General features: G+C 72.1%; 1 protein-coding gene (running past one end of the window). It reads right to left on the reverse strand.

Going from position 1 to position 15511, the window contains the following annotated elements:
* A protein-coding gene (locus tag NR792_RS02210; RefSeq protein ID WP_375758405.1) for a non-ribosomal peptide synthase/polyketide synthase crosses the window boundary here: on the reverse strand, window positions 1–15511 show its 3' end. The gene runs 20771 nt beyond the window's last position; the window shows 15511 of its 36282 coding nt (coding positions 20772–36282); the start codon falls outside the window, past its right edge; the stop codon is at window positions 1–3.

Genomic DNA, 15511 nt, shown 5'->3' on the forward strand with positions numbered 1-15511 from the left:
TCACCGGCTTTCGGAGTCCAGGGCGCGCAGGCGCTCCGTGAGGCGTTCCGCCAGCGTGGGGACCTGGGGCTCTTCGAGGAGGGTCAGGTGCGTGCCCGGCACGTGGCATACCGAGACGCCTCCCGGGAGCCAGGCCTTCCAGCCTTCGTCCTCGGCGCGGTTGGGGTCGCTCGCGCGGACCGCGGCGCGGAAGAGCTCGGCGGGGCCTTCGTAGCGGCTGGCGGGCACGTAGCCACGGTTGGCCTCTCCCAGCCGTTCGTGGACGGCGAAGAGGCGCTCGATCTGTCCCGGCTCCAACCCGCCAGCGGCAGGCAGGTTCCGGAGGAGTTGGACCATCCGCGACAGCAGCGCTTCGCCGTCGAGGCTTTCCAGTTGCTCGAGCTCGGAGGCGGGGACGTCCTGGACGGGGAGCCCGACCATCTTGCCGAACGCGGCCAGACGGATCAGCGGCGGCGGCTCCGGGTCCGGCTCTCCCGACGGTGCGAGGCTGTCGAGCAGCGCCAGGAACTCCACCGGCTCGCCGAGGGCCTGGAGCTGACGCGCCATCTCGTAGACCACCAGGCCGCCGAAGGACCAGCCCGCGAGCCGGTAGGGACCGTGGGGCTGCACTTCGCGCACCTGCTCCAGGTAGAGCCGGGCCAGGGCCTCCATGGACGACGGCGGCAGCTCTCCGTCCTCCAGGCCGGGCGCGAACACGCCATACACGGGCCGCTCGTTGCCCAGGTGGCGCACGAGGTCCGCGTAGCTGAGCACGCCACCGCCGCCGCCATGCACGAGGAACAGCGGCCGGCGCTGTGAGTCCCCCGTGTCGAGCCGCGCCAGGTTGGGGCCCAGCGCGCGGGTCTCGTCGGAGGGCGACAGCAGCGTTGCGAGCCGCTCGACGGTGGAGCCCTGGAAGAGCGCGGACAGGGGCAGCGCCCGGCCCGTGCGCTCGCGGAGGAGCGCCATCAGGTGCACGGCGAGCAGCGAGTGGCCGCCCAGGTCGAAGAAGTCCGCATCGGCGCTGACGCGCTCCAGGCGCAGCACCTCCGCGAAGGCCTGTGCAAGCAGTTGCTCCATGGGCGTGCGCGGCGCGACGTAGCGGCCGTGGGACGCGGCGGCGTCCGGGGCGGGCAGGGCCCTGCGGTCCACCTTGCCGTTCGCGTTGAGGGGCAGGGCCTCCAGCACGACGAAGGCGGAGGGCACCATGTAGCCGGGCAGCTGTTGCTGGAGCTGGACTCGCAGCGTCTCCGCCAGGTCTTCGGACGCAGGCATGGACGGGACAACGTAGGCGACGAGGCGCTTGTCGCCGGGAACGTCCTCGCGAGCCAGCACCAGGGCCTCCGCGACGGCGGGGAGCTGGCGCAGCGCGGCTTCGATCTCGCCGGGTTCGATGCGGAAGCCGCGCAGCTTGAGCTGGAAGTCGGTGCGGCCGAGGAAGTCGAGCGTGCCGTCCGCGCGCCAGCGGGCCTTGTCACCCGTGCGGTAGAGGCGCTGGCCCGGAGTGGTGGCGAAGGGATGCGGGACGAAGCGCTCGGCGGTGAGGTCGGAGCGGTTCAGGTAGCCCCAGGCGAGGCCGTCACCGCCGACGAAGAGCTCGCCGGAGACACCCACGGGCACCGGGCGCAGATGCGTGTCGAGCACGTAGGCCGTGGCATTGGAGATGGGGCGGCCAATCGACACGGGACCGTCCACGCGCGTGTCGGGATGGAGCGTCAGCGTGGCGGAGAAGGTCGTGTTCTCGGTGGGGCCGTAGCCGTTGACGAGGACGGAGCCCGGGCTCAGGCGGGAGAGGTGCTGGCGCACGCGCTCCGCGGGCAGCACGTCGCCACCCGCGAGGACCTGGCGGACCTGCGCGAGGGCTTCGCCCTGATGCAGCGTCATCTGCTCGAAGAGGGCTGCGGTGAGCCACAGCGTCGTCACGCGGTGATGACGAAGCAGGGCCGCGAGCTCCTCGGTGGAGACGGCATGGTGCGGCGCGAGGACGAGCTTCGCGCCGTGGAGCAGCGCTCCCCAGATTTCGAGCGTGGAGGCATCGAAGGCGACGGGGGCGAACTGGAGGAAGACCTCGTCGGGGCCGAAGTCGATGAAGGCGCTGCCGAGCACCAGCCGGGTGACGCCCCGGTGAGGCACCAGGACACCCTTGGGCCTGCCGGTGGAGCCGGAGGTGAACATCACGTAGGCGAGGCTGTCTGGCGACGTGGAGACAGCAGGCGCATGCGTGGGCTGACGCGCGAGGAGCGAGGCCTCGTCGTCCAGCAGGAGGGTGCGGCCGGGGAAGGACGGCAGACGCTGCGCCAGCGAGGCGTGGGACAGCAGCAGGGGCGAGGCGCAGTCCTGCAGCAGCAGGGCAAGGCGCTCACGGGGATGGGCCAGCTCCAGGGGGACGTAGGCGGCGCCAGCCTTGAGGATGGCGAGGAGGGCGACGATGAGGTCGAAGGAACGCTCCAGGCCCACGGCCACGGGCGTGCCCGGAGTGACGCCCAGACCCATGAGGGCATGGGCGAGCTGGTTGGCGCGCTCATCGAGCTGCCGGTACGTGAGGCGGTCCTCACCGGAGATGAGGGCCACGGCCTCCGGCGTGCGCCGGGCCTGGGCCTGGAACAGCTCGGGCAGGGTGGCATCGCGCGGGGTGTGGGTGCGCGTGTCGTTCCAGTCGAGCAACACCTGACGCTGCTCGTCCTGGGAGAGCATGGATGCGGATGCGAGCGGCGCCTCCGGATGCGCGACGAGGGCTTCGACGAGGGCGCCGAAGTGACGCGCCATGCGCTGCGCCGTGGCGGGGGCGAAGAGGTCGGTGTTGTAGCCGAGCGAACCGTCGAAGCCGTCCGGTGTCTCGAAGAGGAACAGCTCCAGCTCGGCCTTGACGCTGTGGCCTTCCACGTCCAGCGGGCGCAGGACGACGCCCGGCAGCTGGACGGCGGGCATGGAGGTGTTCTGCAGGGAGAAGAGGGCCTGGAACAGCGGCGGCCGCGTCAGGTCGCGCTGCGGCCTCAGGTCCTCGACGAGGCGCTCGAAGGGGACGTCCTGGTGGGCATAGGCACCCAGGGAGGCCTCGCGCACCTGCTGGAGCAGCTGGTGGAAGGACGCGCCAGGGGACACGCGGGAGCGAAGGACGAGCGTGTTGACGAAGAAGCCGATGAGGCTCTCCGTTTCCGCGTGCGTGCGGCCCGCGATGGGCGTGCCGACGCTGATGTCCTCCTGGCCCGCGTAGCGCGAGAGGAGCACCTGGAAGGCCGCCAGCAGGAGCATGAACGGTGTGACGCCGCCACTCCGGCCCAGGGTCTTGAGGGCGTGCGCGAGCGACGCGGACAGCCGCAGCGGGACGACGTCTCCATGGAAGGTCTGCATGGGGGGGCGCGGCTTGTCCGTGGGCAGCTCCAGGGGCGCCGCGTCCGCGAGGCGCTGACGCCAGTAGGAGAGCTGGGCGTCGAGGACCTCGCCTTGCAACCACGAGCGCTGCCAGAGGGCGTAGTCGGCGTACTGGACAGGCAGCTCGGGCAGGGGCGAGGGCCGGCCGTCGGAGAAGGCCTCGTAGAGCGCGGCCACCTCGCGGACGAGGACGCCACGGGACCAGCCGTCGGAGACGATGTGGTGCAGGGTGAAGACGAGCACGTGCTCGGTGGGCGTGAGCTTCAGCAGCAGCGCGCGCACGAGCGGACCGGAGGCCAGGTCGAAGGCACGCTGGGCTTCGGTGGATGCCAGACGACGGGCTTCGTCGAGGGCTGCGTCGCCCAGGTGGCTGAGGTCCACCGTGGGCAGGGGCAGGTCGGTGGGGGACTCGATGTGCTGGAAGGGCTGGCCCTGGCGCGAGGGGAAGCGGGTGCGCAGGGCTTCGTGGCGGCGCACCAGCTCGGTGAGGCTCTGGCCCAGGGCTTCGACGTGCAGCTCACCTTCCAGGCGGAGGATGGACGGGACGTTGTAGGTGGACGACCCGGGGACGAGCTGATCAATGAACCACAGGCGCTGCTGAGCGAAGGACAGCGGCAGCTCTCCCGTGCGAGGTGCCGGCACGAGCGGAGGTGCCTTCACGCCGGACGCCTGCTTCCCTGCGTCGTCGATGCGGCGCGCGAGGTCCGTCAGGACCGGAGCTTCGAAGACGGAGCGCAGGGGCAGCTCCACTCCGAACGCCGCACGCACGCGGGCCACGAGCTGTGTGGCGAGCAGCGAGTGTCCGCCCGACTCGAAGAACTGATCCTGTGAGCCCACGCGGGGAAGATGCAGCACTTCGGCCCAGAGAGACGCGAGCAGCTCCTCCGTGGGCGTGCGAGGCGCCACGTAGTCGGAGCTCGACGCGGAAGCCTCCGGAGCGGGAAGGGCCTTGCGGTCGACCTTGCCGTTGGAAGTGAGGGGCAGGGCCTCCAGGAAGACGAATGCGGAGGGCACCATGTACTCGGGCAGCCGCTGCTTCAGGGCGTCGCGGAGTGAGGACAGTTCCGTGGAGTCCGCGACGACGTAGGCGACGAGGCGCGCCTCGCCGGGCGAGTCCTGGCGAGCCACGACGACGGCTTCATGCACGGAAGGAAGAGCACGAAGCACGGTGGCGATTTCGCCGGGCTCCACACGGAAACCACGCACCTTCACCTGGAAGTCGACGCGGCCGAGGAACTCCACTCGACCGTCCGCGAGCCAGCGCACGCGGTCGCCCGTGCGGTACATGCGAGCGCCCGCGGTAGGACTGAACGGGTCCGGCACGTAGCGCTCGGCCGTCAAGTCAGGGCGGCCGAGGTAGCCGCGCGTCACCTGTGCGCCACCGACGAAGAGCTCGCCGGGGACGCCCAGCGGAGTGGGCCGCAGCGAAGCATCCAGGACGTAGAGGCGAGAGTGTGCCAGCGGCCAGCCCAGTGCCACGGAGGCGGGAGTCGGATTTGCCGGAGGCAGCTGCACGCGGCCAGCGAGCACGCCGACCGTCGTCTCGGTGGGGCCGTAGTGGTTGTGCACCTCGCAGTCCGGAGCGAGTGCATGGACGGACTGGAGCAGGGCCCAGGTGGAGGACTCACCGCCAAGCACCAGACGCTTGCGAGGCAGGACGTGTCGAGGCTCGGGAGCGGTGAGAAGGGCGGCCAGGTGCGAAGGAACCACCTTCATGCAGTCAATGGGGTGATGCGCGAAGTAGTCGGCCAGTGCCGCGGGGCTGGAGGCGCACTCCTGGGAGAGGACGTGAAGCAGGCCACCGGTGGTGAGGGCGGGGAAGAGGACGGTGTTGCCCAGGTCGGCGACGAAGGTGGAGACGAGCGCGAAGCTGGAGCAGGCCTCCAGGCCCAGACGCTGCGTCACCGAATCGACGTAGGTGGAAAGCTGGGAGTGCGCGACGGCGACGCCCTTGGGCCTGCCGGTGGAGCCGGAGGTGAAGAGGACGTAGGCGAGGGAGCCCGGATGCGCCTCACCCGAAGGCGCGTCGGTGCGCAGGCGTGAGAGCACCGAGGCGTCCTCATCCAGGCGAACGACGTGCGCGCTGGAAGAGGAGGCGAAGGAGGACGCGGAAAGCACCGAAGCGTCCTCGTCCGGGCGAACGACGTGCGAGATGGAAGAGGCAAACGCGGACGCGTGGCGGGCCACCGTAACGACGACGGGCGCGGAGACCTCCTGCACGAGGGACTGCAAGCGTAGGGCAGGCTGAGCCGGGTCCAGTGGCACGTAGGCACCCCCGGCCTTCCAGACGCCCAGCAAGGCAACGACGGTTTCAACGGAGCGCTCCAGGCACAGGGCGACGCACGAGTCGGTGCCGACGCCCAGCGAGCGGAGGTGCCAGGCCAGTTGGTTGGCACGTGCGTCCAGCTCTCCGTAGGTGAGCACCTGGCCGTCGCACGCCACGGCGGGCGCATCCGGCTGGAGGGCAGCGCGCTGCTCGAAGAGGGAGTGCACGCTGCGCGGCGGAGGAAGCGGCGCCGCGGTGGAGACGAAGTCCGAGAGGAGCAGCTTCTTCTCCGCGTCCGTCAGCAGCGGCAGCTCACTGACGTGTGAGTCGGGCGAAGCAAGCGCGGCGTCCAAGAGGACGTGCAGGTGCTCCACCATGCGGGAGACGGTGGCCTCCACGAAGAGGTCGGTGCGGTAGCCCAGGGTGCCGGTGAGGCCATGCGGCGTCTGGGAGAGCGACAGGGTGAGGTCGGACTTGGTCGCCTCGAAGTCGCGCGCGAGCGGCTGGAAGGACAGGCCGGCGAGACTCAGCTCCGAGGCCGGCGCGTTCTGCAGCACGAGCATGACCTGGAAGAGAGGCGAGTGGCTCAAGCTGCGCTGCGGTTGCAGCTCCTCGACGAGCTTCTCGAAGGGCAGGTGCTGGTGCTCGTAGGCGGCCAGGGTGGTGTCACGCACCTGGGCCAGGAGTTGCCGGAACGAAGCGTCCGGCGCGACGTGGGAGCGCAGGACCAGGGTGTTGATGAACAGGCCGATGAGGCCCTCGGTCTCCCCCCGGGTGCGGCCGGCGATGGGCGTGCCGACGGAGACGTCCTCCTGGCCGGAGTAGCGCGACAGCAGCACCTGGAAGGCGGCCAGCAGGGCCATGAAGGGCGTGACGCCTTCACGCTGGCAGAAGTCCGTGAGCGCATCGGACAGCGGCAGGTGCACGGGCAGGGACGCACCGCGCTGGGACTGCACGGCGGGACGCGGCCTATCCGTGGGCAGCTCCAGCAGGGCAGGCGCGCCCGTGAGCTGCTGCTTCCAGTAGCCCAGCTGCGCCTCCAGCACCTCTCCCTGCAACCACGAGCGCTGCCACACGGCGTAGTCCGCGTACTGGACCGGCAGCGCTGGCAGCGGCGAGGACCTGCCCTGGACGAAGGCCCCGTAGAGCCCCGCCACTTCTCGCACGAGCACGTCCATGGACCAGCCGTCGGAGACGATGTGGTGCATCGTCAAGAGCAGCACGTGCTCTTGCGAATCAAGCCGGATCAGCGAGGCGCGCAGCAGCGGCCCGCGCGCGAGGTCGAACGGACGCACGGCCTCGGCGGCGGCCCGTCCCTGGGCCTCGGCCTCACGTTCGGCCCTGGGCAGCGCGCCCAGGTCCACCACGGTCAGGTGGAAGTCACCGGCGGGATGGACCTCCTGGAATGGCTCCGCGTCACGAACCACGAACGTGGTGCGCAGGGCCTCGTGACGATGAAGGAGCGCGCGGAAGGTCTGCTCCAGGGCTGGCACGTCCAGCGCTCCCCGCACGCGCAGCGCGAACGGGATGTTGTACGTGGCGGTGCCGGGCTGCAGCTGATCAATGAACCACAGCCGCTGCTGCGCGAACGACAGCGGCAGCGGGCCCGTGCGCGGCACGGGGACCAGCGGAGGCGGCGCGGGCAGCTCCACCTTCCGCTGGGCGACCAGCGTCCGGTACACCTCGCGAGCGCGCCGGTGTGCCTCGGACCAGGTGAGGGTTTCGCCCTCCAGCTCCGCGGCCACGGCCTCCGGCGTGAGCCGGGCCTGGGCCTGGAGCAGCCGGTGCAGGCCGGCGTCCTTCGCGGTGGCGGCGGATGAATCACGCCACGTGCGGAACAACAGGTGCCGCTCCCCAGCCGTGAGCAGGGGCAGCGCGTGGAGCGGATGATCCGGCCCCGCGAGCGCTCCCTCCAGCAGCACGCGCAGGTGGCCCATCATGCGCTCCGCCGTCGAGGCGTCGAACAGGTCGGTGCTGTACTCCAGCACGCCGCGCAGCCCCTGGCCCCGGTCGTTGACGGACAGGACGAGGTCGAACTTCGCCGCGCGGTGCTCGATCTTGAGCGAGCCCATCCGAAGCCCGGGCCCGAGCACCTCGGGCATCGGGGCGTTCTGGTACGCGAGCATCACCTGGAAGAGGGGCGCGCGGCCGGCGACGCGCTCGGGCCGCAGGGCTTCCACCAGCTTCTCGAAGGGCACGTCCTGATGGGCATAGGCGCCCAGCGTCACCTCGCGCACCCGGGCGAGCAGCGCGCGGAAGCTGGGGACCCCGGCGAGGTCCGTGCGCAGGACCAGCGTGTTGACGAAGAAGCCGATGAGCCCCTCCAGCTCCGCGTGCGTGCGGCCGGCGATGGGCGAGCCCACGGAGATGTCCTCCTGGCCGGAGTAGCGCGACAGCAGCACCTGGAACGCGGCCAGCACCACCATGGACGGCGTGACGCCCTCCTGGCGGCAGAGGGCCTGGAGCGCCTCCGACAGCTCCACGGGGAACTGGAACGCATGCGCGCCACCCTGGAGCGTCGGCGCGGCCGGGCGAGGGCGATCCGTGGGCAGCTCCAGCGTCCGGGGCGCGCCCTGGAGCCGGGCCCGCCACCAGCCGAGCTGTGCCTCCAGCACCTCGTCGCGCAGCCACCCGCGCTGCCAGAGGGCGAAGTCCGGGTACTGCACGGCGAGCGGTTCAAGGCTCGCGGGTCGTCCCTGCGCGTGGGCCGTGTACAGCGTCGTCAGCTCCTGGACGAGGACGCCCATGGACCAGCCGTCGGAGATGACGTGGTGCAGGGTGATGAGCAGCGCGTGTCGCGCCTCATCCAACCGGACGAGGAGCACGCGCCAGAGCGGCCCCGTCGACAGGTCGAAGGGCCGCCCTGCCTCGTGTTCGACGAGGCGCTGGAGCGCGGCTTCGCGTTCGTTGGCGGGTAGGTCACTGACGTCCGCCCAGACCGCGGGCAGCGGAGGCTCCGGGGCGATGACCTGGACGGGCTGGTGCCCGTGCTCCTGGAGCGTGGTGCGCAGGGACTCGTGGCGCTGGAGCACGTCGCGCAGGGCGCGCGTGAGCGCGGGCACGTCGAGCGGGCCCTCCAGACGCACGGCGGTGGGGAGGTTGTAGTTCGTGCTGTCGGGGTCCAGCTTCGAGAGGAACCACAGGCGCTGCTGCGCGAAGGACAGGGGCGCGGGGGCCTGCGTGGTCCGCGCGCGGAGCGGCGGCACGGGCGCCGCGGGCCGCTCCAGCACCAGCGCGTCGATGCGGCGGGCCACCGCCTCCACGGTGGGGCTCGCGAAGAAGTCGGGCAGGGAGAGCTCGACCCCGAAGTGCTGACGCACACGCGCGAGCACCTGGGTGGCGCTCAGCGAGTGGCCGCCCAGGTCGAAGAAGCTGTCCTCGGCGCCGGGTTCCTCGACGCGAAGCACGCGGCTCCAGAGCGCCGCCAGCTCGCGCTCCGTGTCGGTGCGCGGCGGGCGGGTGGGGACGCGGACCCGCGAGGCTTCGGGAGCGGGCAGGGCCTTGCGGTCCACCTTGCCACTGGGTGTCAGGGGCAGGGCCTCCAGCACCACGAAGGCGGAGGGCACCATGTACTCCGGCAGCTTCTCGTGCAGCCGCGAGCGCAGCGCGGAGACCTCCACCGCCTCCGTGCCGCTGCTCCGGACGACGTAGGCGACAAGTCGCTTGTCGCCAGCCACGTCCTCGCGGGCTACCACGACCGCCTGGCGCACGCCGGGGTGCTGCTCCAGCGCGGCTTCAATCTCCCCCAGTTCGATGCGCAGGCCGCGCACCTTCACCTGGAAGTCCGCACGGCCCACGTACTCGATGGCGCCATCCGGCAGCCAGCGGGCCACGTCGCCGGTGCGGTACAGCCGCGCGCCCGGCGAGTCGCTGAAGCCATCCGGGATGAAGCGCTCGGCCGTCAGCTCCGGGCGTCCCAGGTAGCCGCGCCCCACCTGCACGCCGCCAATGAAGAGCTCACCGGGAACGCCCACGGGCACCGGCTCCAGGCGGGAGTCCAGCAGGCGGATCTGGGTATTGGCCACCGGCCGGCCAATGGGCACGGAGCGTCGCGACTCACCCGGCAGGCACTGGTGGAAGGTGACGTCGACGGCAGCCTCGGTGGGGCCGTAGAGGTTGTGCAGCCCGGCCCACGGCAGCCGTCGCAGGCAGCGCTCCGCGAGTTCCAGCGGCAAGGCCTCACCGCTGCACACCACGCGGCGCAGGGAGGTGCACGCTTCCAGCCCGGGCTCCTCCAGGAACACCTGGAGCATGGAGGGCACGAAGTGCAGCGTGGTGACGCCGGCCTCGGAGATGAGGCGCGCGAGGTAGGCGGGGTCCTGGTGTCCGCCGGGCTTGGCGACGACGAGGCGCGCACCCGTCATGAGGGGCCAGAAGAACTCCCAGACGGAGACGTCGAAGCTGAAGGGCGTCTTCTGCAGGACGACGTCCGAAGGCCCCAGGCCATAGGCGGACTGCATCCACAGCAGCCGGTTGACGACGGGACCATGGGCATTCATGGCGCCCTTGGGGCGCCCCGTGCTGCCGGAGGTGAAGATGACGTAGGCCAGGCCGTCGGCGGTGGCGCGAGGAGGAGGCGCATGCCGGGGCTGGAGCGAGATGTCCTCCCACTGGGTGTCGATGCACAGCACCCGGGCGTCATGGGCGGGCAGACGCGACAGCAGGTGCTCCTGGGCCAGGAGGACGGCGGGGCGCGCGTCCTCCAGCATCCAGGTGAGGCGCTGGGCGGGGTAGGCGGGGTCGAAGGGGACGTAGGCGCCGCCGGCCTTGAGCGTGGCGAGCAGGGCCACGACGAGCTCCAGGGAGCGCTCCAGCAGCAGGCCCACGCGAACCTCGGGCCCCACGCCGCGCGCGATGAGGGCATGGGCGAGCTGATTGGCCCGCGCGTCCAGCTCCCGGTACGTGAGCGTGCGGCCCTCGAACACCAAAGCAACCGCGTCGGGCGTGCGCTCCACCTGGGCCTCGATGAGGCCATGCAGCGTGGCATCGCGCGGGAAGTCGGCCGCCGTCGCGTTCCACTCCACCAGCACCTGCCGACGCTCGGCGTCCGTGAGCGGGCGGACGTTGGCGGAGTCCTCGCCCGGCTCCACCGGAGTGGGCTTCGCCACTTCGCGCGCCGCGACCTCCTCCAGCGGGAGGAGGGGCACGGACAGCGCGGGGCCTTCACGCCGGCGGGAAGGCGCCGGCATGCCCCGGCCTTCGAGGGCCGCGTCGATGCGCGCGGCCAGCCCTTCGACGGTGGGCGCGTCGAAGAGGGCGCGCAGTGGCAGTTCCACGCCGAACGCCTCCCGGATGCGGCTGATGGCCTGCGTGGCCAGCAGTGAGTGGCCGCCCAGGTCGAAGAAGCTGTCGGTGGCTCCCACCCGGGGGACACCCAGGAGCGGACGCCACAGCCCGGCGAGCCGCTCCTCGGTGCCGGTGCGCGGCGGGACGTGCTCGCGGTCCTCGCCGGTGAAGTCCGGCGCGGGCAGGGCCTTGCGGTCCACCTTGCCGTTGGCGGTGAGGGGCAGGGCGGGCAGCGCCACGAAGGCCGCGGGCACCATGTACTCGGGCAGGTGCTGCTTCAGGTGCTCCCGGAGCGCGGCCGCGTCCGGCGCGTCCGCGACGACGTAGGCCACGAGGCGCCGGTCGCCCGGCACGTCCTCGCGCACCAGCACCACCGCCTCCTTCACCGAGGGGGCCGCGCGCAGCACCGCCTCCACCTCTCCCAGTTCGATGCGGAAGCCGCGCACCTTCACCTGCGCGTCGGCGCGGCCAACGAACTCCAGCGTGCCGTCCTCGCGCCAGCGCACCACGTCGCCCGTGCGGTACAGCCTTGCTCCGGGTTCGCCCGAGAAGGCGTCCGGCAGGAAGCGCTCGGCCGTCAGCGCGGGACGCCCCGCGTAGCCACGCGCCACGCCCACGCCTCCCAGGTACAGCTCTCCCCGCACGCCCACGGGCACCGGCTCGCCGCGCGCGTCCAGCGCGTAGGCGCGCACGTTGGCCAGGGGCCTGCCGATGGCGGGCACCCGTCCGTCCGCCACGCAGTCGGTGAGCGTGGCCACCACCGTGGCCTCCGTGGGGCCGTAGGTGTTGAGCAACCTCCGCCCGGAGGCCCAGCTCGCCACCACGTCGGCTGGCAGCGCCTCGCCTCCGGAGATGACGGTGCGCAGCGCGGGCAGCCCGTCCGCGGGCGTGGCCGCCAGCGCCGCGGGCGTGAGGCTGATGACGGTGAGGGCCTCCTCGCGCAGCAACTGCTGGAGCGGCGCGCCCGGCATCAGCTTCTCCATCGGCGCCAGCACCAGCGTCGCGCCGGCGCACAGCGTGGTGAAGATCTCCTCCACCGACAGGTCGAAGCTCAGGTTGGCGAACTGGAGGACGCGGTCCCCCGGCCCGATGCCATACGCCAGCGCCTCGTGCGTGACGAGGTTGGCCACGCTCCGGTGCTCCACCAGGGTGCCCTTGGGCAGGCCGGTGCTGCCGGACGTGTAGAGCAGGTACGCCAGGTGGCGCGGGGTGACGCCGCAGGCCGGTGCGTCGGTGCGCTCCTGCGCGAGGGCGTCGCGTTCCGCGTCCAGGCAGAGCGCGGACGTGCGGTGGGGCTCGGGGAAGCGGTCGCGCAGCGCCGCCTGCGTCAGCAGCACCCGGGCGCCGCTGTCCTCCAACATGAAGGCGCGCCGCTCGCTCGGCAGGAGCGGATCCACCGGCACCCACGCGCCTCCGGCCTTGAGGATGCCCAGCAGGCCGATGACGACGTCCAGCGAGCGCTCCACGCTCAGGGCCACGCGCACCTCGGGCCCGACACCCCGGCGGCGCAGCGCGTGGGCGACCTGGTTGGCGCGGGTGTCCAGCTCCGCGTACGTGAGGTGCGTTCCCCCGAACGTGGCGGCGCGTGCGTCTGGCGCGCGGCGCACCTGGGCCTCGAAGAGGGTGTGCACGCAGGCGTCGGGGAAGTCCGCGCGCGTGGCGTTCCAGTCCACCAGCACCTGCTGGCGCTCCGCTTCCGTCAGCAGCGGGAGCGCGGAGAGCCGGCGCTCGGGAGCGGCCACCAGGGCCTCCACCAGCACGCGCAGGTGGTGCATCAGCCGCTCGGCGGTGGAGGCGTCGTAGAAGTCCTGGGCATACTCCAGGGTCCCCGTGAAGCCCCTCTCGGTCCGGCTGAGCGCCAGCGTCAGGTCGAACTTGGCGGCGCGGCCTCGCGACGGGAGCGCGCGGAACGTCAGCCCCGGGACGGACAGCTCCGCCGGGGGCGTGTTCTGGAGAATGAACATCACCTGGAACAGCGGCGCCTGGTGCAGGTCGCGCATCGGCTGGAGCTGTTCGAAGGGCACGTGCTGGTGCGCGAAGGCGTCCAGCGCGGTGGTGCGCACACGGGCCAGCAGCTCGCGCACGGTGGGGTCCCCGTCCAGGCGGGTGCGCAGGACCAGGGTGTTGAGGAAGAAGCCGATGAGCCCTTCCAGCTCCGCGCGGTTGCGGCCCGCGACGGGCGAACCCACGCTGATGTCGTCCTGGCCGGAGTAGCGCGCCAGGAGCACCTGGAAGGCCGCCAGCAGGAACATGAAGGGCGTGACGCCCTCGCGGCGGCAGAGCGCCTCCACGGCTTCGCTCAGCGCCAGCGGAAGCTCCACGGGGAGCAGCCCCGCACGGAGCGAGGCGTGGGGCGCGCGGGGCCGGTCGGTGGGCAGCTCCAGCGCTTGCGGTGCCCCGTCCAGCTGGCGCCGCCACCAGGTGAGCTGCTCCTCCAGCACGTCCCCTTGCAGCCACTGGCGCTGCCAGGCGGCGTAGTCGCCGAACTGGAGGGGCAGGGGCGGCAGGGACGCGGGGGTGTGGGTGGCGAAGGCCCGGTAGAGCTCCACCACCTCGCGCACCATCACGGACATGGACCAGCCGTCGCTGATGATGTGATGCAGCGTGAGGAGCAGCACGTGCTCCCCGGCGTCCAGGACCAGCAGCGACACGCGCAGCAGCGGGCCCGTGGCCAGGTCGAAGGGACGCAAGGCCTCCGCGTCGGAGCGTCGCTGCGCCTCGGCCTCACGCGCGTCGGCGGGCAGCGAGCGCAGGTCGATGGGCTCCAGCGTCAGGGGGCCGGGCGGCGCGATGACCTGGATGGGGCCCTCGGCGGTCGCGCGGAACGTGGTGCGCAGGGCTTCGTGCCGGTGCACCAGGGCCTCGAGGGCGTGGCGCAGGGCCTGGACGTCCAGCGCTCCCGACAGGCGCAGGGCCAGGGGCATGTTGAAGGCCGTGCCGCCGGGGGCCAGCTGGTCGAGCAACCACACCCGGTGCTGCGAGTACGAGACGGGCAGCGCCTCGGAGGACGGCGCGCGCTGGAGGGGCGGCGCCGCCGCGAGCTGGCCGGACTGGAGCGCGGCGTCGATGCGTGCCGCCACCTCCGCCAGGGTCGGCCCTTCGAACAGCGCCTGGAGGGGCAGCTCGACGCCGAACGTGGCGCGCAGGCGCGAGACGAGCTGCGTGGCCAGGAGTGAGTGACCGCCCAGTTCGAAGAAGTGGTCGGTGGCACCCACGCGCGGCACGCGAAGCACCTGGGCCCAGAGCGCCGCGACCTGCTCCTCGGTGGGCGTGCGCGGGGCGACATACCCGGCGGTGGAGACCGGAGCCTCCGGCAGGGGCAGGGCCTTGCGGTCCACCTTGCCATTGGGCGTGAGCGGGAACGCATCCAGCGCCATGAAGAGCGACGGCACCAGGTGCTCGGGCAGGTGCTGGCGGGCGAAGTCGCGCAGCGCCGCGGGCTCCAGCGTTTGTCCGTCCCGCAGCACCAGCCACGCCACGAGCCTGCCATCGCCGGAAGCGTCGAGCCGGGCCCCGGCCACTGCCTGGAGCACGTCCGGGTGCCGGACGAGAGCGGCCTCCACCTCTCCGGGTTCGATGCGGAAGCCACGCACCTTCACCTGGAAGTCGGTGCGGCCCAGGAAGTCGAGCGTCCCGTCGGAGCGCCAGCGCGCGAGGTCGCCCGTGCGGTACATGCGAGCGCCGGGGTCGCCGGAGAGGGCATCCGGCACGAAGCGCTCGGCGGTCAGTTCCGGGCGCGCCAGGTAGCCGCGCACCACGCCGTCGCCCGCGATGAAGAGCTCACCGGGAACACCCACGGGCACGGGCTGGCCCCGCGGATCCAACACGTACAGGCGCGTGTTCGCGATGGGCGCGCCAATGGAGATGGTGGCGGGCAGTGCCTCGCCGGTGACGGCGTGCACGGAGGAATAGACGGTGGTCTCCGTGGGCCCATACATGTTGCGCAGCAAGGCCGAGGGCACGGCTTCCCGCAGCTGGAGCGCGAGCGCCCCGGGCAAGGCTTCGCCGCCGACGAGCAGGTGCCGCAGTGCTCCCAGCGACGTCACGGAGTCGGGCGCCAGCACGAGTGTGCGCGCGAAGGCGGGCGTGCACTGCAGGTGGGTGACAGCGTGGCGACGCAGCAGCTGCGCGAGCGGGAGCGCGCCGCTCCGGGCCACGGCCTGCTCGTCGTGGAGGACGACCTGGAAGCCGCGCGTCAGCGTCCAGAGCAGCTCCAGGACGTGGATGTCGAAGGAGATGCTGGTGACGGCGAGCCAGGTGCCTGGAGTGGACGTCTCCAGCTCCGCGTCCATGGCCTCCAGGAAGTTCGAGAGGGTGTGATGGGTCACCATGACGCCCTTGGGGCGGCCTGTGCTTCCCGACGTGTAGATGACGTAGGCCAGCGTCGCGGGCAGGGAGGCACCCGGAGCGTGCGCGGCCTCGCCGTCGCCGGTCTCCTCGATGAACACCACGTCCAGCCCGTCCGCCGGCACCGCGTCCCGCAGCGGCCGTTGGGTGACGAGCACGCGGGCCCGCGAGTCGCGGAGCATCCAGGCGAGGCGGTCCGCCGGGTAGCCCGGATCCAACGGCAGGTAGGCGCCGCCAGCATGGAGGATGGCGAGCATCGCC

The organism is Corallococcus exercitus (genome assembly GCF_042231735.1).
GTDB lineage: Bacteria > Myxococcota > Myxococcia > Myxococcales > Myxococcaceae > Corallococcus > Corallococcus exercitus_B.